The 21,206-nt window shown below is 62.9% G+C and carries 21 protein-coding genes; 6 read left to right on the plus strand and 15 right to left on the minus strand.

Translation table 11 applies throughout. The features are described from left to right. Positions 1 to 25 precede the first annotated feature (25 nt). Positions 26 to 1,462 carry an aldehyde dehydrogenase family protein gene (locus KZJ38_RS13200; RefSeq protein ID WP_219796321.1) on the minus strand — a complete coding sequence of 479 codons (1,437 nt, stop codon included), beginning with the start codon at positions 1,460 to 1,462 and terminating at the stop codon, positions 26 to 28. A gap of 207 nt (positions 1,463 to 1,669) precedes the next feature. On the opposite strand from KZJ38_RS13200, the gene KZJ38_RS13205 reads away from it, so the two are divergent. After that, entirely contained in the window at positions 1,670 to 2,248 is a 579-nt protein-coding gene (locus KZJ38_RS13205) for a hypothetical protein (protein ID WP_219796322.1), read from the plus strand. Positions 2,249 to 2,335: 87 nt separating this feature from the next. Here KZJ38_RS13205 and KZJ38_RS13210 read toward each other — a convergent pair whose 3' ends face one another. Together KZJ38_RS13210 and KZJ38_RS13215 are read right to left on the minus strand one after the other, a co-directional pair. Further along, a complete protein-coding gene (locus tag KZJ38_RS13210; RefSeq protein ID WP_219796323.1) occupies positions 2,336 to 3,928 on the minus strand; it encodes an ABC-F family ATPase in 1,593 nt (530 codons plus the stop codon). A gap of 164 nt (positions 3,929 to 4,092) precedes the next feature. Further along, the gene (locus KZJ38_RS13215) at positions 4,093 to 4,986 is read right to left on the minus strand and encodes an NAD(P)-dependent oxidoreductase (protein ID WP_219796324.1); all 894 of its coding nucleotides are present in this window, start codon (positions 4,984 to 4,986) and stop codon (positions 4,093 to 4,095) included. Positions 4,987 to 5,254: 268 nt separating this feature from the next. Between KZJ38_RS13215 and KZJ38_RS13220 the strand changes: the two genes are divergently transcribed. Next, complete coding sequence (locus KZJ38_RS13220) at positions 5,255 to 5,464, plus strand: dodecin (RefSeq protein ID WP_219796325.1); 210 nt, start codon at positions 5,255 to 5,257, stop codon at positions 5,462 to 5,464. 366 nt (positions 5,465 to 5,830) lie between these two features. Next, positions 5,831 to 6,760: a LysR substrate-binding domain-containing protein gene (locus KZJ38_RS13225; protein ID WP_219796326.1), complete on the plus strand. Its 930-nt coding sequence runs from the start codon at positions 5,831 to 5,833 to the stop codon at positions 6,758 to 6,760. A gap of 202 nt (positions 6,761 to 6,962) precedes the next feature. Here the strand turns inward: KZJ38_RS13225 and KZJ38_RS13230 are convergent, their stop codons facing one another. Further along, positions 6,963 to 8,348 carry an 8-oxoguanine deaminase gene (locus KZJ38_RS13230; protein ID WP_219796327.1) on the minus strand — a complete coding sequence of 462 codons (1,386 nt, stop codon included), beginning with the start codon at positions 8,346 to 8,348 and terminating at the stop codon, positions 6,963 to 6,965. Between the two features lie 399 nt (positions 8,349 to 8,747). Between KZJ38_RS13230 and uraH the strand changes: the two genes are divergently transcribed. Continuing rightward, a complete protein-coding gene (gene uraH, locus KZJ38_RS13235) occupies positions 8,748 to 9,101 on the plus strand; it encodes a hydroxyisourate hydrolase (RefSeq protein ID WP_219796328.1) in 354 nt (117 codons plus the stop codon). 256 nt (positions 9,102 to 9,357) lie between these two features. Continuing rightward, positions 9,358 to 10,551, plus strand: a complete 1,194-nt coding sequence (locus KZJ38_RS13240; RefSeq protein ID WP_219796329.1) for a urate hydroxylase PuuD — start codon at positions 9,358 to 9,360, stop codon at positions 10,549 to 10,551. Between the two features lie 175 nt (positions 10,552 to 10,726). Here KZJ38_RS13240 and KZJ38_RS13245 read toward each other — a convergent pair whose 3' ends face one another. The 10 genes from KZJ38_RS13245 to KZJ38_RS13290 form a co-directional block, all read right to left on the minus strand. Beyond that, positions 10,727 to 11,239: an ureidoglycolate lyase gene (locus KZJ38_RS13245; protein ID WP_219796330.1), complete on the minus strand. Its 513-nt coding sequence runs from the start codon at positions 11,237 to 11,239 to the stop codon at positions 10,727 to 10,729. A gap of 50 nt (positions 11,240 to 11,289) precedes the next feature. Then, positions 11,290 to 12,300 carry an allantoicase gene (alc, locus tag KZJ38_RS13250; protein ID WP_219796331.1) on the minus strand — a complete coding sequence of 337 codons (1,011 nt, stop codon included), beginning with the start codon at positions 12,298 to 12,300 and terminating at the stop codon, positions 11,290 to 11,292. Positions 12,301 to 12,365: 65 nt separating this feature from the next. Next, positions 12,366 to 12,887: a 2-oxo-4-hydroxy-4-carboxy-5-ureidoimidazoline decarboxylase gene (uraD, locus tag KZJ38_RS13255; protein WP_219796332.1), complete on the minus strand. Its 522-nt coding sequence runs from the start codon at positions 12,885 to 12,887 to the stop codon at positions 12,366 to 12,368. Then, positions 12,884 to 13,834, minus strand: a complete 951-nt coding sequence (gene puuE / locus KZJ38_RS13260) for an allantoinase PuuE (protein ID WP_219796333.1) — start codon at positions 13,832 to 13,834, stop codon at positions 12,884 to 12,886. Before puuE ends, uraD begins: the two co-directional genes overlap by 4 nt. A gap of 165 nt (positions 13,835 to 13,999) precedes the next feature. Then, on the minus strand, positions 14,000 to 14,869 hold the full coding sequence (locus tag KZJ38_RS13265; RefSeq protein WP_219796334.1) for an aspartate/glutamate racemase family protein: 870 nt from the start codon (positions 14,867 to 14,869) through the stop codon (positions 14,000 to 14,002). A gap of 106 nt (positions 14,870 to 14,975) precedes the next feature. Beyond that, entirely contained in the window at positions 14,976 to 16,472 is a 1,497-nt protein-coding gene (locus KZJ38_RS13270; RefSeq protein WP_219796335.1) for an NCS1 family nucleobase:cation symporter-1, read from the minus strand. Positions 16,473 to 16,787: 315 nt separating this feature from the next. Beyond that, a complete protein-coding gene (locus KZJ38_RS13275) occupies positions 16,788 to 17,507 on the minus strand; it encodes a GntR family transcriptional regulator (RefSeq protein ID WP_219796336.1) in 720 nt (239 codons plus the stop codon). A 355-nt stretch (positions 17,508 to 17,862) separates the two neighbouring features. Further along, positions 17,863 to 18,789 (minus strand): muramoyltetrapeptide carboxypeptidase, encoded by a 927-nt coding sequence (gene ldcA, locus KZJ38_RS13280; RefSeq protein ID WP_219796337.1) that lies wholly within the window; start codon positions 18,787 to 18,789, stop codon positions 17,863 to 17,865. A 91-nt stretch (positions 18,790 to 18,880) separates the two neighbouring features. After that, on the minus strand, positions 18,881 to 19,447 hold the full coding sequence (gene tadA, locus KZJ38_RS13285) for a tRNA adenosine(34) deaminase TadA (RefSeq protein ID WP_246641766.1): 567 nt from the start codon (positions 19,445 to 19,447) through the stop codon (positions 18,881 to 18,883). A gap of 179 nt (positions 19,448 to 19,626) precedes the next feature. Then, positions 19,627 to 20,028: a DnaJ family domain-containing protein gene (locus KZJ38_RS13290; protein ID WP_219796339.1), complete on the minus strand. Its 402-nt coding sequence runs from the start codon at positions 20,026 to 20,028 to the stop codon at positions 19,627 to 19,629. 256 nt (positions 20,029 to 20,284) lie between these two features. Here KZJ38_RS13290 and KZJ38_RS36895 point away from each other — a divergent pair, with 256 nt between their 5' ends. Continuing rightward, positions 20,285 to 20,410, plus strand: a complete 126-nt coding sequence (locus KZJ38_RS36895) for a hypothetical protein (RefSeq protein WP_281425772.1) — start codon at positions 20,285 to 20,287, stop codon at positions 20,408 to 20,410. Here the strand turns inward: KZJ38_RS36895 and KZJ38_RS13295 are convergent. Continuing rightward, positions 20,407 to 21,039 (minus strand): 2'-5' RNA ligase family protein, encoded by a 633-nt coding sequence (locus tag KZJ38_RS13295; RefSeq protein WP_219796340.1) that lies wholly within the window; start codon positions 21,037 to 21,039, stop codon positions 20,407 to 20,409. The genes KZJ38_RS36895 and KZJ38_RS13295 overlap by 4 nt on opposite strands. Between the last annotated feature and the right edge of the window lie 167 nt (positions 21,040 to 21,206).

Genomic DNA, 21,206 nt, shown 5'->3' on the forward strand with positions numbered 1-21,206 from the left:
CGAGCCACCGGCGAACGACGGCGCCTTACGCCGGCTTATTGACCGCGAGCTGCATCGCCTTGTACTCGAGATACTCATCGAGTCCATACGTGCCGTTCTCGCGGCCATAGCCCGACTGCTTGTAGCCGCCGAACGGCGCGGCTGCGTTCCACCCGCCACCATTGATATTGACCTGCCCGGTGCGCATCCGGCGCGCGATACCGAGCGCGCGTTCGTCGCTGCCCGCCCATACGGCGCCGGCGAGGCCATACACCGAATCGTTCGCAATACGGACCGCTTCTTCCTCATCCTTGAACGTGAGAATCGTCAGCACGGGGCCGAAGATTTCTTCCTGCGCGATCGTCGCTTTCGGATGTACGCGGCCGAACACCGTCGGCTTCGCGAAGAAGCCTTGCTGCACGCCATCGGGCATGCCTGGGCCGCCCGTCACGAGGTCCGCGCCCTCTTCGATGCCGCGCGCAATGTACTGCTGCACGCGTTGTTGCTGGGCGGCCGAGGCAAGCGGACCGAGGCGCGTTCTGTCGTGACGCGGATCGCCGGGCACGTAGGATTCGGCCGCGCTTTTCGCGAGCGCGCGCACTTCGTCGTAGCGGCTTTCCGGCACGAGCATGCGCGTGTGCGCTGAGCACGTCTGCCCCGAGTTCAGGAAGCACGCGCCGACTGTCGCTTTCACGGCGGCCGGAAGGTCCGCATCGTCGAGAATCACCGAGGCCGACTTGCCGCCGAGTTCGAGCGCGACGCGCTTGACGCTCGCCGCGGCGAGTTCGGACACGCGCTTGCCCGCACGCGTCGAGCCCGTGAACGAAACCATGTCGACCAACGGATGCGACGCCAGCACCTCGCCGACCACCGGCCCATAGCCGCAGACGAGATTGAAGACGCCGGCCGGCAAGCCTGCTTCGTGAATCGCTTCGGCCAGCACGAATGCATTGAGCGGCGCGATCTCCGACGGCTTCAGCACCACCGTGCAGCCTGCCGCGAGCGCCGCGGCGACCTTCAACGTGATCTGGTTGAGCGGATAGTTCCATGGCGTGATCGCGGCCACGACGCCAACCGGCTCACGCACAACAAGTGAATTGCCGACCTTCTCTTCGAACGCGAATTCGGCCGCGAGCTTCGCATAGGCGTTCCAGTTTTGCACCGCGCCGCCAACCTGAATCGCGCGTGACAGCTTGATCGGCATGCCGACTTCGCCGCAGATCAGTTGCGCGAGTTCGTCGGTGCGCGCCTTGAGGTTGTCGGCGATTTTTTGCAGATATGCGCCACGCTGTTGCGGCGGCGTCGCGGCCCACGCGTCGAATGCGGCACGCGCCGCGACAATCGCCGCTTCAGCGTCCGCTTCGATGCCTTCGGGGATGCGGCCCATGATCTCTTCGGTCCCGGAATCGATCACGTCGATCGTGCCGGTGCCGCATGGTTTGAGCCATTTGCCGTCGATGTAGAACTGGTCGAAGGTCTTCATGTCGGTACGGTCCTTTGTGTGCGGCGCTTGGGGTCAAAAACATTCTAGCCGGTGCGGCTTATGCGTGTTGAGTCATGCATGCAGAGCGAGGGAGCAAAACAAAGGCCTGCTTGATGATGACCCGATAGCCATGGCCGCAGCGCCGCCTTACAATTCGGCACCACAACAAAATGCCGGCGCAAATTGCCCCGGCGTAAAGACCAAACAATGAACACGATCCAGAGATCAATGCTGCTGGCGGCATTGTTCGCAACGGGGATGGCGGTGAGTGCAACGTCGGCGCAAGCCGCCAGGCAGGCCCAGACCCAGGCCGAGCCCCAGGCAGACACCCAGACCGACGACTCCGCCGAAGTCGAAGTGGCGCCGGCCCCGGCCACGGCGCCCAATGCGCCCAATGCGCCCAATGCGCCGAATGCATCCAATAGCCACACGGGCCAACCGGTCGAGCTTCCCTCGGGACTAGGCGACTTCTGCTTCTTCGCGCATCTGCCGTCCGCCGATCAGAAATACACGGTCATCAAGAAACTGAAGGTGGGGAAAGGGACCTACGGCGGTGTCAGCGACATTCTGCCCAAGCTGGCCGAGAACGCGCGATCGCGCGGCGCGGACGCCATCATCGAATATGGCGGCTCGCAGCACTTCGGCTTCTGGCCATGGCGTATGGTCAGGCCCGTCGTGCACGGTATCGCGGTGAAGTGGACCGGCTCGGCGCCGGTGAATTGCGAAGCCGCGGGCGGCACCACGCTGAGCACGATTCTGTCGACGAACCAGGCGCCGGAGAAGTAGCGCGTCCGCGCCAAGCGGCGATGGCGATGGTGATGCACTCGCTACCGCGCGCTCGATCGCGCCGGTAGCGATGATGCCCATTAACGGTTACTGCACGCCCTGCCCTGCGAGGAAATCCTCGTAGTTGCCACCGAAGTCGTTCAACGTGCCATCGGTCTTCACTTCGATGATCCGGTTCGCGAGGCCGCTGACGAACTCACGGTCGTGCGACACGAAGACCAGCGTGCCGTCGTACTTCTCGAGCGCGATCTGCAGCGACTCGATCGACTCCATGTCCATATGGTTGGTCGGCTCGTCCATCAGCAGCACGTTGTGGCGGCCGAGCATCAGCTTGCCCCAGATCATGCGGCCCTTCTCGCCGCCCGACAGCACCTTCACCGACTTGCGGATATCGTCCGCATTGAACAGCAGCCGGCCGAGCGTGCCGCGCACCGACTGTTCGTCATCGCCTTCCTTGCGGTACTGGTCGATCCAGTCCATCAGCGTGACGTCGCTGGGAAACTCTTCGTAGGTATCTTGCGGCATATAGCCGATGTTCGCGTTTTCGGCCCATTTCACCGAGCCGTGCTCGAGCGGCAGATTGCCGAGCAGCGAACGCAGCAGCGTGGTCTTGCCCGCGCCGTTCTCGCCGATGATCGCGATGCGCTCACCCGGCTGCACACTGATGCTGAAACGGTTGAAGATCGTGCGGTCGTACTGCTTCGTCATCTCCTCGCCGACCACCGCGATGTTGTGCAGCTTCTTCTCGTACTCGAAGCGGATAAACGGGTTCTGCCGCGACGACGGCTTGAATTCCTCGATCTTGATCTTGTCGATCATCTTCAGGCGGCTGGTGGCCTGACGCGCTTTCGACTTGTTGGCCGAGAAGCGGCGCACGAAGTCCTGCAGATCGGCCACGCGCTCCTTGGCCTTCTGGTTGGCGGCCTGCTGGCGCTCGCGCGCCTGCGTCGACGCCAGCATGTAGTCGTCGTAGTTGCCGGGCCAGACCTTCAGCGTGCCGAAATCCATGTCCGCCATATGCGTGCAGACCTGATTCAGGAAGTGACGATCGTGCGAGATGATGATCATCGTCGAGTTGTACTGGTTGAGTACGTCTTCCAGCCAGCGGATCGAGTTGATATCGAGGTTGTTGGTCGGCTCGTCGAGCAGCAGCACGTCCGGCTTCGAGAACAGCGCCTGCGCGAGCAGCACGCGCAACTTCCAGCCCGGCGCGACGTTGCTCATCGGGCCGCTATGCAGGTCCAGCGCGATGCCGATGCCCAGCAGCAGTTCACCCGCGCGCGCCTCGGCCGTATAGCCGTCGTACTCGGAGAACTTCGCTTCGAGTTCGGCCGCGTGCATGTAGTCGTCGTCGGTTGCTTCGGGGTTCGCGTAGATCGCGTCGCGCTCGGTCATCGCGGCCCACATCTCGGTGTGGCCCATCATCACGACATCGAGCACGCGCACGTCTTCGTACGCGAACTGGTCCTGACGCAGCTTGCCCAGACGGATGTTCGGCTCGAGCATCACGTTGCCCGAGGTCGGCTCGAGGTCGCCGCCGAGGATTTTCATGAACGTCGACTTGCCGCAGCCGTTCGCCCCGATCAGTCCATAGCGGTTACCTTCCCCGAACTTGACCGAGATGTTTTCGAAGAGAGGCTTCGGCCCGAATTGCATCGTGATATTGGCAGTAGACAGCACGGCGCGTACCTTTGAGATAGTGATCCGACCTGGATCGCTGAAAAACCGAACATTTTAGCAGCATATCGTGTCGCTCGGGCCGCCCGGCGCTCGCCGCGCGGGTGCGAGCGCGGCTGCATTCGCGCTTGCGCCCATGGTCTTACGACGATACTTTCACGCCGTTTTCAGCGGCGCTTGCCCGGTTGCAACACGTCGACGAAAGCGGAGAAATCGGCATCTGCGAGACCCATGGCCGCGGCCAGACGCAGCACCTGCTGCACGGTGCCCGCGACCGGCATCGGCGTGCCGGTTTCGTAAGCCGCCGCGGCGATCGTATCGACATCCTTCTGGAACGTGCGCATGGCGCCGATCGGCGTGGCGCCGCTCGACGTCATGCGCGGCACGAAGGTTTGCAGCAGCACCGAGTCCGCCCAGCCGCCCGCCAGCGCTTCGGTCAGGCGCGCAGCGTCGATGCCGCTGCGCTGCGCGAGGCTCACCGCTTCGGCGATCGCGGCAACCGTCGCCGTGACGATCGACTGGTTGCACAGCTTCGCGGTCTGGCCCGCGCCCGCGTCGCCCATATGCGTGACGCGCGCCGCGTAGGCGCGAATGACGGGCGTCGCCGCTTCGACATCGGCCGCGGCGCCGCCCGCCATCACCGCGAGCGTGCCCGCCGTCGCGCCGGCCACGCCGCCCGACACCGGCGCATCGACCCAGCCGATGCGCGCCGCTGCCGCCCGTTGAGCGAAGCCGCGGGTCGCTGACGGCGCGATGCTCGAATGGTCGACGATGCGGCGCACGCGCGCATTGCCGGCTGCACCTTGCGCGGCTGTCGCGATGCCGTGCTGCGGGTCGAATACGACCTGCTCAACGGCTGCCGCGTCCGATACGCACAGGAAAATCAGCTCAGCGCTATCGGCCAGCGCGGCCGGTGTCGATGCGACCTTCGCGCCGTCCTTCGCGAGCGCTTCTGCCTTATCGCGCGTGCGGTTCCATACGTGAACCGTATGCCCTGCCCGCAGCAGATGGCGAATCATCGGTGCGCCCATCAAGCCCGGGCCGCAAAAACCCACTTCCATTATTTCGATTCCTCTTCGACGTGTTGATGGGGTGAACTTGCATGCATCGCGCTCGTGCCTGCCGTCGCGCCGTTTCCGCTTATGCCCGTTCGCTTATCCCGGCGCCCATCATAGCGCCGCGCACCGGCATCCGTGACGGCACGGCCACACATTGCGTCGCGGGCAGCGCATGCAGGTGCGCTCGGGCACGTCGACTGCGTGCAAACCCGGGGCATGCGCGCGAAGCGCGTTACCTATACTTTTTTCGACCCCAACCTGGAGGACCATCATGAGCGAGCACGTCTACAAGACCATCGAAATCACCGGCTCTTCGCAGAAATCGAGTGACGATGCGATTCGCAGCGCGATCGAAAAAGCGTCGAAGACCTTGCGCAATCTGTGCTGGTTCCAGGTGCTCGAAACGCGCGGGCATATCGACAACAGTCAGATCGCGCACTGGCAGGTGACGATCAAGGTCGGTCTGCGGCTCGAAGACTGACGCCTGAAGCCCAGACGTTTGAGACCTGCTGGTTGCTGAAGCGCCGCGCTGGGCGACCGGTGCGGCGACGGTTTGTTTTGTCCGACGAATTCTTGTGTTTTTGCCTTTCGTTTTTTGCGTTTCGTTTCTGCCTTCGCGTTGTGCCCTCCCTGCACCCACTCGTCCCTCGTTTCTTTCCGACACCGCTTCCGCGCGCGGCTCTTCTTCCGCCGTTTAAAACGCGACGCCGCCCGACCGTCATCGCTTTAAGCCGCCTCGCCTTTCGTCATGCGGGAAAGCCTCCCTTGACGACCCCTTTTGCGTATATTAAAAACGATATGCCCCCACAGCATATCGATCAGCCTGGACATATATTCCGGAGAAGTTATGAGTCAGCAACGCGAGGCGATCGACACCTACCTCCTGCGCGTATTGCATACGTTACTGATGGAACGCAGCGTCACGCGGGCGGCCGTCAAGCTCAATCAGTCGCAGCCGGCGATCAGCGCCGCCTTGCGCCGTTTGCGTGATATCACCGGCGATCCGCTACTGGTGCGCGGCAAGTCGGGCATGGTGCCGACCGAGTACGGGCTGCGCCTGCTCGAGCCGACGCAGAATGCGCTGCGCGAAATCGAGCGCATCAAGTTCCAGCAGCACAGCTTCGATCCCGCGACGTCGATCCGCTGTTACCGGATCGGCTGCCCGGACTACCTGAACGTGCTGTTCGTGCCGACAGTCGTCGAGCGCTTCCGGCAGGCGGCGCCGAACGCACAGCTCGAGTTTCATTCGCTCGGCCCCGCCTTCGACTACGAGCTCGCGCTCGAGGACGGCAAGCTCGACACGGTGGTCGGCAACTGGCCCGAGCCGCCCGAGCAACTGCATCTGTCGAATCTGTTCGTCGATCAGATCGTTTGCCTGATGGGCAATACGCATCCGTTCGCGAAGCGCGGCTCGATTACGCTCGACCAGTACCTGAACGCGCCGCACCTCGCGCCGACGCCGTATTCGGTCGGCCAGCGCGGCGCGATCGACGTGCATCTCGCGCGCGAACGGTTGAAGCGTCACGTGGTCGTCACGTTGCCTTATTTCAATCTCGCGCCGTATGTGCTGATCAAATCCGATCTGATCTTCACAACGACACGGCTCTTCGCCGACTACTACGCGAAGTTTTTGCCGTTGACGGTGATGCCCGCGCCGCTCGATTTCCCGCCGATGCAGTACTACCAGCTGTGGCATGAGCGCGTCCATTACTCCGATGAAGTGCGGTGGTTGCGCGGGCTGGTGGCTGAGGCGACGCGTACGCTGGTGGATAAATGACCGTGCGTGCGGCGTCGCATTCGCGCGGTGCGTGGGGTATGCGTGCACGCGGCGCACCGGTTCGCATTCGCGCGGTGCGCCGGTGAGCGTTCGTGTGCGTGCGCGATCGCGCCGCGTTCTGCAGCTGCCCCTGCTTCGCGTGTGACGCGAGTCAGGCGCTCCGGCTGAGCGCGTTCACACGATGCGCGAAACCAGATTCAGGTTATCGTGCAGCTTCGAATAACTGTTGCGCGAGCCGGTTATGCCGCTCGATCACCGGCCCCAGTTCGACGGTGGCGAGCACGCCGTCCTTCACGACCTGTCTGCCGCCGATCACGCTATGGGCCACCTGCGACGGCGCGCAGAACACGAGCGCCGCGACGGGATCGGCCAATGCACCCGCGAAAAGCGGCTGCCGCAGATCGAACGATACGAAATCCGCCGCCATACCCGGCGCGAGCGCGCCGATATCGTCACGGCCGAGCACGGCCGCGCCTCCGAGCGTCGCGATCTCGAGCGCCTCGCGCGCGGTCATTGCATCGGGACCGAAACCAACGCGCTGCAACAGCAGCGCCTGCCGAACTTCGGCCACCATCTGCGCACCGTCGTTCGACGCCGAGCCGTCGACACCGAGGCCCACGGGCACGCCCGCGAGCCGCATCCGTTTGACGGGCGCAATGCCCGACGCGAGCCGCATGTTCGAACACGGACAATGCGCGACGCCCGTGCCCGTACGCGCGAACAGCTCGATACCCGCGTCGTCGAGCTGAACGCAGTGCGCATGCCAGACGTCGCGGCCGACCCAGCCGAGATCCTGCGCATATTCGGCCGGCGTCATGCCGAACTTCTCGCGGCTATACGCGACGTCGTTGACGTTCTCGGCCAGATGCGTATGCAACGACACGCCGTACTGGCGCGCCAGCGTCGCGGATTCGCGCATCAGATCGCGGCTCACCGAAAATGGCGAGCACGGCGCGACAGCGACGCGCAGCATCGCGTAACGTCCGGCGTCGTGATATGTCTCGATCACGCGTTGCGTGTCCTTGAGGATATGCGCTTCGCTTTCGACCACCTCGTCGGGCGGCAAGCCGCCGTCGCGCTGCCCGACGCTCATGCTGCCGCGGCTTGCATGAAAACGCATACCGATGCGCCGCGCGGCTTCGATGCTGTCGTCGAGCCGGCAGCCGTTCGGAAAGACATACAAATGATCGCTCGACGTCGTGCAGCCCGACAGCAGCAGCTCCGCCATCGCGGTCAGCGTCGACACCTCGATCATCTCGGGCGTCAGATGCGCCCAGACCTTGTAGAGGCTCGTCAGCCAGCCGAACAGCTCGGCGTTCTGCGCCGCGGGCAACGCGCGCGTTAGGCTCTGGTACATGTGGTGATGCGTGTTGACGAGGCCCGGTATCACGAGGTGGCCATGCAGGTCGAGCACATCGTCAGCCGTTTGCGGCAGATCGGCCGTCGCGCCGACTGCGACGATCCGGCCGTCTTCGATATAGAGGCCCGCGTTGCGCAGCTCGCGCCGCGCATCGTCCATCGTGACCACGATTTCCGCGTGTTTGACCAGCATCGTCTTGCCGCGGGTGTTGCGCTGCGTCGCCGTCATACGTTTCCTCCTTGATGGCGTTACCTTCGGCGGTCAAAATCGGCTTGGCAATGCGCGCCGCAGCGATAGTGGGGTTTGTTGCGGCGATATAGTGAACGGATGCGGCAATAAAGTCATTGCGGCACATCGCGGCACATCGCGGCCCGAGGTGAGCAGCAGGCCGCGGCCAGCGGGCCGGGTGCGGCACGGCGCCAGCGCCAGGGGCCGCCCCTCATGCGCAAACCATTATGTTTCCTATCGCGGCCGCGCGGACGGCGCCAATGTTTCTACAATGCATGTCACGGCGCTCGCTTGAATCCGCCGACGGGTATGTAGCCACTGACGTGGAGCCTCGATCCGCCGCCTCCAACGGGATCAGGCCGCCGCCGAAACCTCGCATTGACATAAGGAAAATCGCGAATGGGCAAGCTCACTACCCACGTGCTCGACACCGCGAACGGCCGTCCCGGCGCCGGCATCAAGGTCGAACTCTTTGCGCTTGCGGGCGATACGCGCCGCGCGCTGAAAACCACCACCACGAACAACGACGGCCGCTGCGGCGAGCCGCTGCTCGAAGGCAGCGCGTTCGCGGCCGGCGAATACGAGCTCGTGTTTCACGCTGGCGACTATTTCGCGGCGACCGGCACTCAACTGCCGCAGCCGCGCTTCGTCGACCGCGTCGTGTTGCGCTTCGGCGTCGCGGATGCGGATGCGCACTATCACGTGCCGCTACTCGTCTCGCCGTGGTCGTATAGCACGTACCGCGGCAGTTGAGCGGCAACTGAGCCGCAATGCGCCTCGTTCGGCCGAAACGTCCGGACAGGACGCGGCCGGAACGATCCGGCCAAAACAACAAGACGCACGCCATCTCATGCATCGGATGCATCGGATTCGTCCGCTTCGTCCGATACAGCAGATAAACCACGGCGCGCATCACCCCCGCAGCAGGCGCGGTGCTTGACCGGCTTTTTACCCGCACCGACGCGCTTTCTTCGCCGCGCCTACGACGAACAGGAAGTGGAGGAGTTTCATGGAAGGCTTTATCACCGACTGGCTGAACCTCGCGATCCGCTGGTTTCACGTGATCGCCGCGATCGCATGGATCGGCGAATCGTTTTACTTCGTGGCGCTCGACAACAGCCTGAAGCCGCCGCAGGATCCGAACCAGCGCCGCCGCGGCGTGTTCGGCGAACTGTGGCATGTACACGGCGGCGGCTTCTACAACATGCAGAAATACACGGTCGCGCCGCCCGAAATGCCAGACGACCTGCACTGGTCGAAATGGCCGTCGTACACGACGTGGCTTTCCGGCTTTGGGCTCTTCACAGTGCTGTACCTGTGGGCGCCGAACACGTACCTGATCGACAGGAACGTGCTCGATATGGGACCCGTGGTGGCGATCTTTTCGGCGCTCGGCTTTCTCGCCGGCGGATGGATCATCTACGACTCGCTGTGCCGGCTGCTCGGCAAGAACGATCGCGTGCTCGGTATTTGCGTGGCGCTCGTCGTGCTGATCGGCGCGTGGCTTGCCTGCCATATCTTCGCGGGCCGCGCCGCGTATCTGATCATGGGCGCGACGCTCGCGACGATCATGTCGGCCAACGTGTTCTTCGTGATCATTCCGGGCCAGCGCAAGATGGTCGACGCGATGCTCAAGGGCGATACGCCGAACCCGATCTACGGCAAGCGCGGCAAGCAGCGCTCGGTGCACAACACGTATTTCACACTGCCCGTCGTGTTCGCCATGCTGTCGAACCACTACGCGATGACGTACACGCATCCGTACAACTGGGCGGTGCTCGCGGTCATCATGGCGGCCGGCGCGCTGATCCGGCAGTTCTTTGTCATGCGTCACCGCGGCCAGGTGCTCTGGTATCTGCCGCTCGGCGGCGTCGCGCTGATGGCAGTGGCGCTTGTCTGGACCATGCCGAAGCCTGTCGTACCGCAAGCCGAAGCGGCCAACGCGCCGAAGATCGTCGTCGCCGATATTGCGCCGATCCTGCAGCAGCGCTGCGCGGCATGCCACTCCGCGCATCCGACGCTGATGGGCAGCGCGCCCGCCGGCGTGATGTTCGATACGCCCGCCGAGATTTCGCAGAACGCGCAGCGCATTTATCAGCAGGCGGTCACGTTGAAAGCGATGCCGCTGGGTAATGTCACGCATATGACCGATGACGAGCGGCAGAAGCTCGCGGCGTGGTTTCAGGGAGGCGCGTTGCAGTAGGTCGTGATGTGGGAGCGCGGCCGCGGCTTGCGCTTGTACTTTTGCTTTTACCGCCGCTGGATCAGTTACGAAAAAACAGCGGTCTCGGGTGTAAATCCGAGACCGCTGTTTTTTTCATACGTGGGATGGGAAAAGCAGAACCGGCGGCCCGTATTCCAGCAGCCGCCCGGCAACGTCAATAACTGACCACACTCAGCGCATCGTCGGTCAGCCACAGCGATTCAGCGAGGTCCTGTTCGTTCAGATTGCACCCTTCACCGCCGCGGTCGACTACGATGAAATCGCTGACCTCGCCCAGAGCGATCAGCGGATGGTGCCACACGCCCTTCGCGTAGTTCACGCCCTGCCAGCCGCACGTAACAAACGCGCGGATCGCCTGAGGATCGAGGTCGCCGGCCGGTGCAACGACCACCAGATACGGCTTTTCGTCAAACGGAATAAACGCCTGGCTGCCAAGCGGATGCCGCTCGAGCATCTTCACTTCGAACGGCAGCGTGCGCGGCTGTCCGCGAAACAGATTGACGAGCGTGCGGCCGCCGGCGTCGTTTATATCGACGTTCGCGAGATCGTGATAGCGGATCGTCGTGCCGAGATTGATCGGAATCTCTCTCGCGCCTTCGAGCTCGATCACATCGCCGAACGGCGCGAAGGCCTCGCGCGTCAGCGGTTCGATTGCCAGTGTTTTCATCGCGTACCTATCCAGAATCGCATTCAGAACCGAAGCCATCGTCGCGCGCATCACGCGAGCGTGCCCCACAAGCGCAGACGCGACACGCCGCCGTCCGGAATGATGTTGAAGCGCACATGCGTGATGGGGCCAAGCGCTTCGAGCTCGCTTTCGAAGAAGTGCTGCTTGTCCATCTGCAGCTTCTGTTCGCCGAGCAGCACGGGCCAGAACATCGCCTGCGTGACGAGCGAACTGTCGGTGCCGCCCGTCACATACGCAGCCTGAATCGAGCAGCGATCAGGAAAATTGCCCTTGAAGTGCGCGGTGTCGACTTCGACCTTGCGGATCACGCCCGGCTGCGCCAGCGCGACAATCGCCCAGTCGTTACCGGGCTCGCGGCGGCGCCGCGTTTCCCAGCCGTCGCCCATATTGACGCCGCGGCCCGGCATCAGGATCGTCGAGGCGGCGCCGAAGTGCTGGTTATTCGCACCGACCAGATACGCGCCGTTTTCCATCGCGGCCAGGTCGAACAGCTCGGTGCGGCTCGCGCCCGCCCAGTCGACTTGCGGCTGCCCATAAATGCGCAGGCGCGCGATGCCGCCGTCAGGATAGATGTTCACGCGCACGTGCGTGTATGCGTTCGTGTCGGTGACGTCGAGATAGTGATGGCTGTTGCCTTGCAGCGTCGTCGATGGAACGATTTGCGTCCATTGCGTCGAGTGGTTCGGCGTACCGTCCACGACCCGCGCCGCTTCCACCGATGCCGCAGGTGGGAAATTGCCTGTGAAGTGGCTCGTATCGAGGTCGAGCCCCTTGATCGCGCCGGGCCGCGCGAGCTTGACGATGCACCAGTCGTAGCCGGTCGTGCGCTTGCGGCGCGTTTCCCAGCCGTCCATCCATTTGCCGTGTTCGTCGTATTTGCCGGGAATGAACACGGCGGGCTCCGGATTCAGCATCCGGTCTTTCGGCGCGAAGAATTCATCGCTTGCTTCGAGCGCCTGCGCGCCAAGCCGCGGGTCCGCGAGATTCACATAGCGGCGCGTAAAGTCCGGAGCATTGGGATCGAGAATCGGGAGTGCCATCGTCGTCTTCCTTTGATATCTAATGATGCGTACAGCGTGTACGCCTGCTTCGTGGATGCGCGTTTCTAGCCGCCGAGCAGCTCGTCGAGTCTGAAACGCGCAATCCGGTAGATCTGGTCGAGGCTCGCGCGCAACTCATCCGCGCGGCTGTTATTCACGCGCGCCTCGAAGTTCGCGATGATGCCGTGCCGGTCGTATCCTCGCACCGCAAGAATGAACGGGAATCCGAACTTTTCCCGGTAGGCCTTATTCAGTTGCAGCAAGCGGTCGAACTCTTCCTGTGTGCATTGATCGAGGCCCGCGCCGCTTTGCTCGCGCGTCGATTCTGCCGTCAGTTCGCCGCGCACGGCAGCCTTGCCCGCGAGTTCCGGGTGCGCGTTGATCAGGGCGAGTTGCTTCTCTTCCCCTGCCGTTTCGACGATGCGCGACATCTTGCGATGCAGTTCGTCGATGCTGGCGAACGGACGTCGTTCCACAGCGGCTTCAGCAACCCACGGCGAATGTTCGAAGATGCCGGACAGCGCGGCAATGAATGCATCCTTTGAAACACGGTTCAATTGATCGAGCGTGTAGTGCATCGCTTTCATGCGGTGGCCCCGCGCTCCGGTTGCTGGTACGGATGATGTTCGCGCCAGTGACGCGCGATATCGATACGACGCGTGACCCATACGCGCTCGTGCTGCTCGATATGGTCGAGAAAGCGCTGCAATGCGCGAAAACGGCCTGGGCGTCCGAGCAGCCGGCAATGCATGCCGATCGACAGCATCTTCGGCGCTTCGTCGCCTTCTTCGTAGAGCACGTCGAAGGCATCGCGCAGGTACGTGAAGAAATGATCCGCGGTGTTGTATCCCTGCGGCGTCGCGAACCGCATATCGTTCGTGTCGAGCGTATAGGGGACGATCAGTTGCGGCACGGTGGCGCCGCCTGTGACGTCGACGTCCATCCAGAACGGCAGGTCGTCGCCGTAGTTATCGGAGTCATACAGAAAGCCGCCGTATTCGGCGACGAGCCGATGCGTGTTCGGACTGTCGCGTCCGGTGTACCAGCCGAGCGGCCGCACGCCGGTCACGCGCTCGATCGCTTCCATGCCGAGACGCATGTGCTCCGCTTCGCGTTCAGGCGTGAAGTCCTGATAGTGAATCCAGCGATACCCGTGGCACGCGATTTCATGTCCGAGTTCGACGAAGGCGCGCGCCACTTCCGGATTACGCTCGATCGCCATGCCGACGCCGAATATCGTCAACGGCAGGCCGCGCTTTTCGAACTCGCGCAGAATGCGCCACACGCCCGCGCGCGAACCGTATTCGTAGATCGACTCCATGCTCATATGGCGCGCGGGATACGACGCGGCGCCGACGATTTCCGATAGAAACTGCTCGGATCCGGCATCGCCGTGCAGCACGCAGTTCTCGCCGCCCTCTTCGTAATTGAGCACGAATTGCACGGCGACGCGGGCGCGCCCGGGCCAGTTCGCTTGCACCGGATAACGACCGTAGCCGATCAGGTCGCGTGGATAGTTCGGATCGAGTGACATGATTTGACGGAGAGCGGTTGACGATAAGCACGCAGCGCGGCGCCATGCGGCATTGATGTCACTGACTCACATGCGCTCATATACGCTCACATGGGGCGCGGCAGCGTTGAGCCAGTGTAGCGAAAACGCCTCGGGCCGCGCATACACGCGGACCCATAGTGCGGGTCAGAGTGGATGTATATGAGGTTCGGCATCGTCGTGCGCGGCGGGGATCGCTTTGTCGCTTGCTGGTGTGTCGGGCGTCGTGTTCGTTGCAGCCGCACTCGCGTTTACCCGCATCGCGTCGCCATGCGAGTCAGCTTCTGTTGGGCTGAAACGCGCGAAAGCTCCGTCGTAGCGCTTCGCGAGCGGCCGCGCGTAGTCGCCGCGCTTCGCGGTCGAAAGCCGCAACGCAACCAGCGCTTCAACCCACTTGACCGCCGCCGTCACGCCCTCCACGACCGGTGCGCCGACTGCATCCTCGATTTCCGCGCACAGCTCGACCATGCCCGCGCAGCCGAGCACGATCGCGTCCGAGCCGTCTTCGTCGAGCGCGCGCCGGCATTCGTCGATGATGAGACGGCGTGCAGCCGAACCGGGTTGATCGAGCTCGAGCACCGCGACATCGGTTGCGCGCACATTGCGGCAGAAGCGCTTCATGCCGTAGCGCTCGGCCAGGTGCCACGCCATACCGCAGGTGCGCGATAGCGTCGTCACGACCGAGAAGCCCGGTGCGAGCACGCTTGCCGCGTGCATCGCCGCTTCGGCGATGCCGATCACCGGGCCGCGCGCGACTTCGCGCGCCGCATAGAGCCCCGGGTCGCCGAAGCAGGCGATCACGTAGCCGTCGAAGCCTTCGCGCTCGCCGGCTGCGACTTCGGCAAGCAGGCCTGGCGTGGCGAATGCCTCATCGTAGTAGCCTTCGATCGAAGGCGGCCCCATCGTCGGGCTGACCGCAACCACCTCCGTGCCCGGCGCGACAATGTTGCTTGCGCAACGACCCATCGCGTCGGTCATCCGCTGGGTCGTGTTCGGGTTGATCAGTTTGATACGCATATCGACTCCTGTTGCTGCGCGCGCACGCGCTTCGTTCGCGGCGATGCCGGTGATCCGTGCGCGCTTCTCTGGTCACGCTTATCTGCTCACACGTACTTGTGCGCGCTCATTTGTGAGCAATCATTCTGTAGAACACCGCGGCCAGTGCGGCGCCGACGAACCACGAGAAATTCGCAAGTCCGCTCAATGCCGGCACCATCACGCAGAGCACCGCGATCACCGCCGCCGGCAGCAACGCCGCGACTGCACGATAGTTGACGCCATTGCGATACCAGTACGTGCCCTTTTCCGACACCGTGTAGAGATCGTCGAGCACGATCTTCTGGCGCTTCACCAGGTAGTAATCGACGATCAGTACGCCATACAACGGTCCGATGAAGCTTCCGAGTACATCGAGCGTGTAGTGAATCACGGCCGGGTTGTTGAACAGGTTCCACGGCGTGATGAAGATCGATGCGACCGCGGCAAGCATGCCGCCCGCACGCCAGCTGATCAAACGCGGCGCGACATTCGAGAAATCGAACGCGGGCGACACGAAGTTCGCGACGATATTGATACCGATTGTGGCGATCGTGAACGTCAGCGCGCCGAGAATCACCGCGGTCGGATAGTCGATGCGGCCCACCGTTTCAACCGGATCGGTAATCAGCTCACCGAACACCGGCAACGTCGCGGCGGTCGTGATCACGGTCACGAGCGAGAACGCGAGGAAGTTGACCGGCAAGCCCCAGAAGTTGCCGCGCTTCACGCTGCGAAAGCTCTTGCCGTAGCGCGAGAAGTCGCCGAAGTTCAGCATCGGGCCCGAGAAATACGACACGACGAGCGAGATCGCGGTAATCATCACCGGCAGCACTTCCATGCCGTGATACTTCACGCCACCCAGGTTGATGCCGATGTTCTGCCAGCCCGCGCGCCACACCATGTAGCCGGCGAGGATAAACATCACGACGTAGACCGCGGGCCCTGCGAAGTCGATGAACTTCTTGATCGTCTCCATGCCGTTCCAGAACACGAACGCCTGCAGTACCCACAGCAGCATGAAGCCGGCCCAACCGATCGTCGACAGGCCCATGAAGCCGTGGTGATGCACATCCGCGTACGGAAGCAACTGCGGGAAAAACTTCAGCACGACAATCACGAGCGCGCTCGACGCGAGATAAGTCTGAATGCCATACCACGCGACAGCGATCAAACCGCGAATCACGGCCGGCACGTTGGCGCCGAGCACACCGAACGTCGCACGGCACGCGACCGGATACGGCACACCGTTCTGCTGGCTCGGCTTCGCAATCAGGTTGCACAGCACATTGACGAACGTGATGCCGACTAGCAGCGCAATCAGCACCTGCCAGCTTGTCAAACCGAGCGCGAAGAGACTGCCCGCGAACACGTAGCCGCCCACGCTATGCACGTCGGACATCCAGAACGCGAAGATGTTGTACGCACCCCAGGTTTGCTTCTTCAACGGCGCGAGATCTTCGTTGTACAGACGTTCGCTATATCCGGCGGGCAACAGTGAATCGGCCGCTTGCGCGCCGGCGCTGCTGCTGTCTTCGTAGGCGGGAATGCCCGGGTTGCCCGGTGCTGCGCTGAACTGAGCCATGAACTCCTCCAAGGATTGGGGACCGTCGATCGAAAGCCGGGGCGAAGCCCGGTCTAAAGCCGATTGGCCACTGCATCGTGCATGCCAGTCATGCGGCCGCCGGTTAAGGCATAACGGCCGATGTATTACGCATGCGCTTTGCCGCGGTGTCTCCGTACTTACGTACTTGTTTTATTGGCTTCGGCAGAAGCCGCGGACTTCTGCCGGAGGTTGCCGCGTGATGCATGCCGTCCTGCGTGGGCACGCACATCGCGATCTTTCAGTTCGAATTCAGTGCAGCGCGCACCGCCTCAGAGCGTGCATGCGCCGCTTGCGTCATCCTGACGCGCGCTGGCTTGCGCGCATGCCGAATACTTCGTGGAGATCGGCGGGACCTGTCGCCGGCCGGTCGAGCATTTTCAGTTCGACGCTTTGTAAATGGCGCGACATCAACGCCGCAGCGCTTTGCGCGTCGCCGGCGTCGATCGCGGCGAGTATTGCTTCATGGTCTTCGAACGAGCACGGGCTGCGGCCGAGCGATTCGTACAGCGCGGAAATTAAAGTTGAGCGCGCAACGAGTCCGCTTAAGCAGTCGCACAGCACCGTATTGCCGGTGAGCGTGGCGAGCTCGGTATGAAACTCGCCGGAGAGCCTGATCCATGCCGGAAAATCGCGCGTCTCGAATGCCTTGCGCTCGCGGCCGATCATCGCGCCGATCGACTTCAGTCGCTTCATTCCATGCGCGCCCGAGCAGACCTTTTCGATGACCGCGAGCTCGATGATGCGCCGCATCTCGAACACTTCATGCACTTCCTGCAGCGTCGGGCTCGCGACGAATGCGCCGCGATTCGGTTCGAGATCGACGAGCCGGTCATTTGCGAGCAGCGTCAATGCCTGGCGGATCGGTCCGCGCTTGACGTCGAATACATCGCACAACTGCGCTTCGGTCAGCTTCGAGCCGGGCGCGAGTCGATGCTCGAGGATCGCCGCACGGATGCGTTCGGCGATCGCTTCGGGCTTCAAACCATTCGACGGGGCGGTGGACGTGTCGGACATGATCGGGGCTGCGTTTATTGAGATGCATCTTAGGACGCCACTCAGAATTGTCAACAATTTTTACCTTTGATTTTCGACAATTCTCAGGAAGTCCTAGCTAGCAACGAGCGTGACGGGCTTACGCGACAGGGCTGATGCTCTGTGCGTAGTTAGGTGCAGGCTTACTTCAACGGGAGAATCGACGCGTTCGCTGGGCAGATTTTGTTGACAAAATCGCGGGACAACGTCGCGGAAACGAGGCGTGTTTGTGAAATGGGAGAGGATGGGTCAGGCAGCGCGCGCCAATTGCCCGGCGCATGCAATCCAGTTGATCGACGCGGCCCGGCCCCGAGTGGTTCCGTGCTGCTTCCGCCGACTATTCGAGCACCGGATGCCCGGACACCGTCAGCCTGAAGCCATGCGCATCGGCTTGCAGATGCGCCTTGGCGCCCACCGGCAACGTGACCATATCCGGAATATGTCCGAACTGGAGTCCCGTTATCACCGGGATGCCGATTACCGAACGCACCTGCTCGATCATCGCGTTCAGGTCGTAGCCGTTGTCGTACTCGAACTGCTTGCCGCCCGAGAAGTCGCCGAGCAGCAACGCCTGCTGCCGCTCGAGGATGCCGGCCAGTTGCAGTTGATAGATCGCTCGTTCGAGACGGAACGGCTGCTCGTTGACGTCTTCGAGAAACAAAATGCCGCCCTCGACCGGCGGCAGATAAGGCGTGCCGACCAGCGACGTCAGCACGGCGAGATTGCCGCCCCACAGCGTGCCCGTAACGTCCGCCGACTGCGCCTGCGCGACGCGGCTCGTAATCGTGAATGTCGGCTCGGAGAGCGCATGCCAGAAATGCCGCATCGTGAATGCGCTGACCTCGGGCGCGCCGAAATCGCCGACCAGCATCGGGCCGCCGAACGTCGTCACACCGCTTTGCGCGAGCAGCGCAAGCTGCACCGCGGTGAAATCGCTATGACCGACGAACGCGATCGGCTGGTCGCGCAGACGGCGCTGCAGACCGTCGTAGTCGAGTCCGTGCAGCAGGCGGACCGCGCCATAGCCGCCGCGCACTGCGAGCACGATATCGGGCAGCTCGCGCGAGGGGTCCGCGAGGCGGTTCAGTTCCGCCGCCCGCTGGCCGTCGGTGCCGGCAAAGCGCTGGTAGCGCCGCTGCGTTGCGTGAATGTTCTCGACGTGATGGCCTTGCGCACGCAACCGCTGCAGCGCGAGGTGCAGCGCGGTCGGATCATGCGGATAGCCCGAAGGGGCGATCAGTTCGATGGTGCGCTTTTCGATCATGGCCGCCTGCGATTTGTTAGATGATTGACGCGATTTAGTTCGTTTGGCAGATCAATGGACGGGGTTCAAAGCGGCTATCCAAAGCGCGCGCTCAAAGCGGCCAGCGTGTGCCCGGGTCGAGTTTCGCGCGCGCCTCGCGCGCGGCACGCCGCCGGTCCGCGAAAAACGACTTGAGCGCCGCCCCGCACTCTTCCTCGAGCACGCCGCCGACCACGACCGTATGATGATTGAGCTGACCGTTCGCAAATGCATCGACGACGCTGCCGCACGCGCCCGTCTTCGGGTCGCGCGCGCCGAACACGACACGGGCGATACGCGCGTGCATGATCGCACCGGCGCACATCAGACACGGCTCGAGCGTCACGAATAGCTCACAGCCCGGCAGACGGTAGTTTCGCAGCCTGTCGGCGGCCGCCCGCAGCGCGGCCATCTCGGCATGGGCAGAAGGATCGTGCGAGCTGATTGGATGGTTGAAGCCCTTGGCAATGACCTCGTCGCCGCAGACAAGCACGGCGCCGACCGGTACTTCGCCGGCCGCGCGCGCCTCTTCCGCGGCGGCTTGCGCGAGCCGCATGAAATGGCGGTCGCGCTCGGATGAGGGCCCAGAAGTGGGCCCAGAAGCGGGCCTAGACGCGGGCTCGGATGCGGGCTCGAGCAAGGGCTCAGGTGGGGAACCAGGCAGCACAGGAATATCGGGGGACAAATTATCGGCTTCTGACTGTATCGCCAATTCGTCTTCCGATATATCAGATTTTTTGCGGGCACCGGTCGCGCCGCCGGTATTCGCCGCTGCGCCCAGGTTTCGCGTGTTCGCGGACGAATCCGCGGCAGCGGACACTATGACGTCGCGTCGCCAGCATCGTCGCCGGCAGCCACACGCTCCGACAGACGCTCGGCGATACGGCGGCAATAGTCGCGCGGCACGAGCATCGGCCCACCGCGCAGCGATTCGAGCGCCATATCGAGCGCGAGCATTTTCGCCTGCAGCCGACAGCGCGTCGCGCGGTCGCTGACTGCGGCGAGCTCGTCGTGCAGGCTATGCAGCGCCCGCAGTTGCTCGACGGCTGGCGGCACGAAACCGGCATTCTTCAGAATACGGTTCGCGACGCGCACTTCCTCAGGGACCAACGGGTCGTCTTCGAAATTGAGCGGCGCACCCGCGCCCGGCAATTCGTCGAATTCACCGCGCGCGACTGCGGCGGCAATGCGTTGTTCGACTAGCGCATCAAGCAATTTCATTTGCAATCCACTACGTTGCGGCTCGGGCATTCTAACAGCACCTTGCGCATATGTTTCGCCCGTAACATAGAGAAGACACCTCAATTTAAGATTTTTCTAATTGGGTAGCGGTTCCAGCGTAGTTATGGTTGAAGGTTTTTGGTGCTCCAATATGCAAAACCAAAACATATTGATGTGCTTCAAATTGCATATTTCCGTAAATTCTGCCGAATTACCTCATGCGATGAGGCGACGGCGCGCGTCGAGGCGATCGCTGATGCGGGCGGCGATCGGCGCCGTCGTGTTGTCGGTGACGTTATCCGGCTGCGGCACGTTCTGCGGATTTGCGGGCGGTAGCGGCGGTGGTTTCGGCGCCGGATGTTCGACCGGCGTGCGCTTCTAGCCTGACGCCAACGGCCAGCGTGCAAGCGCTATATGCCGGGTGCGGCCGAGCAGGCTATGCACCAGCACGAAGTCCCGCACTGTCCAGCTAATCGTTTCGGTTTCATCGAGCCGCTCAATGAACCGTCGCTTCACATCGACGGGCTCGCGATAAGCAAGCGTGACATGCGGCGTAAAAGGCGCTCTCGCCCTACCCGCGAATCCCGCGCTCTCAAGCGCTTTACCCAACGCAAAGCGAAATTCCAGCAACGCGAGCGCGCCTTCGTGCGCACGTAGCACGAGCGGCCTTCCACGAAAATCTTCGACGCGATCGAAGGCGACAGCGAACGCATTCGTTCGGATTGCCGATGCTGCACGAATCGCTCTTGCCACCGTCGCGTGCGGCAAACCACCAACGTAGTTGCCCAGATGGTGCAACGTCACGTGATAACGATCGGGTCCAAGCGGTACGGGTGCGCTCGCGCCGGGTTGACTGCCAGGCCGACTGCCACGTTGCATGCCGCATACGCGATGCGCAATGCGTTCGATGCGCGTTGCGTTTCGGGCATCGGGAAAGAGCGCGAAGAACAGGCCGTCTGTAGGCAACGGCACGGCGTCGAATCCGGGCAATGAAAGTTGTACGTCAGCCATGCTCGCGTGCGGTTCAGTTTTGGGCGCGGTCACACGATACCGCGTCATGGATTTGTTAGTAGCGGTTCGGGCAAACCCGCCGTTGTTTTATAAAGACTGGCTGACTAGCATGTCGTCTACCAGCCGCCCTGCGCAAGACGCGAGCGGCATCATCGGAGCGAACGCGA

It is taken from the genome of Paraburkholderia edwinii (assembly GCF_019428685.1).
GTDB lineage: Bacteria > Pseudomonadota > Gammaproteobacteria > Burkholderiales > Burkholderiaceae > Paraburkholderia > Paraburkholderia edwinii.

Excerpts from the sequence above, each read along its gene's own strand:
- KZJ38_RS13230 (WP_219796327.1), bottom strand. The coding sequence starts at position 8,348 with ATGACGGCGACGCAGCGCAACACCCGCGGCAAGACGATGCTGGTCAAA.
- KZJ38_RS13295 (WP_219796340.1), bottom strand. The coding sequence starts at position 21,039 with ATGGCTGACGTACAACTTTCATTGCCCGGATTCGACGCCGTGCCGTTG.
- KZJ38_RS13205 (WP_219796322.1), top strand. The coding sequence starts at position 1,670 with ATGAACACGATCCAGAGATCAATGCTGCTGGCGGCATTGTTCGCAACG.
- ldcA (WP_219796337.1), bottom strand. The coding sequence starts at position 18,789 with ATGATCGAAAAGCGCACCATCGAACTGATCGCCCCTTCGGGCTATCCG.
- uraH (WP_219796328.1), top strand. The coding sequence starts at position 8,748 with ATGGGCAAGCTCACTACCCACGTGCTCGACACCGCGAACGGCCGTCCC.
- KZJ38_RS13265 (WP_219796334.1), bottom strand. The coding sequence starts at position 14,869 with ATGCGTATCAAACTGATCAACCCGAACACGACCCAGCGGATGACCGAC.
- KZJ38_RS13220 (WP_219796325.1), top strand. The coding sequence starts at position 5,255 with ATGAGCGAGCACGTCTACAAGACCATCGAAATCACCGGCTCTTCGCAG.
- KZJ38_RS13245 (WP_219796330.1), bottom strand. The coding sequence starts at position 11,239 with ATGAAAACACTGGCAATCGAACCGCTGACGCGCGAGGCCTTCGCGCCG.
- KZJ38_RS13215 (WP_219796324.1), bottom strand. The coding sequence starts at position 4,986 with ATGGAAGTGGGTTTTTGCGGCCCGGGCTTGATGGGCGCACCGATGATT.
- alc (WP_219796331.1), bottom strand. The coding sequence starts at position 12,300 with ATGGCACTCCCGATTCTCGATCCCAATGCTCCGGACTTTACGCGCCGC.
- puuE (WP_219796333.1), bottom strand. The coding sequence starts at position 13,834 with ATGTCACTCGATCCGAACTATCCACGCGACCTGATCGGCTACGGTCGT.
- uraD (WP_219796332.1), bottom strand. The coding sequence starts at position 12,887 with ATGAAAGCGATGCACTACACGCTCGATCAATTGAACCGTGTTTCAAAG.
- KZJ38_RS13290 (WP_219796339.1), bottom strand. The coding sequence starts at position 20,028 with ATGAAATTGCTTGATGCGCTAGTCGAACAACGCATTGCCGCCGCAGTC.
- KZJ38_RS13270 (WP_219796335.1), bottom strand. The coding sequence starts at position 16,472 with ATGGCTCAGTTCAGCGCAGCACCGGGCAACCCGGGCATTCCCGCCTAC.
- KZJ38_RS13200 (WP_219796321.1), bottom strand. The coding sequence starts at position 1,462 with ATGAAGACCTTCGACCAGTTCTACATCGACGGCAAATGGCTCAAACCA.
- KZJ38_RS13225 (WP_219796326.1), top strand. The coding sequence starts at position 5,831 with ATGAGTCAGCAACGCGAGGCGATCGACACCTACCTCCTGCGCGTATTG.
- KZJ38_RS13240 (WP_219796329.1), top strand. The coding sequence starts at position 9,358 with ATGGAAGGCTTTATCACCGACTGGCTGAACCTCGCGATCCGCTGGTTT.
- KZJ38_RS36895 (WP_281425772.1), top strand. The coding sequence starts at position 20,285 with ATGCGGGCGGCGATCGGCGCCGTCGTGTTGTCGGTGACGTTATCCGGC.
- KZJ38_RS13275 (WP_219796336.1), bottom strand. The coding sequence starts at position 17,507 with ATGTCCGACACGTCCACCGCCCCGTCGAATGGTTTGAAGCCCGAAGCG.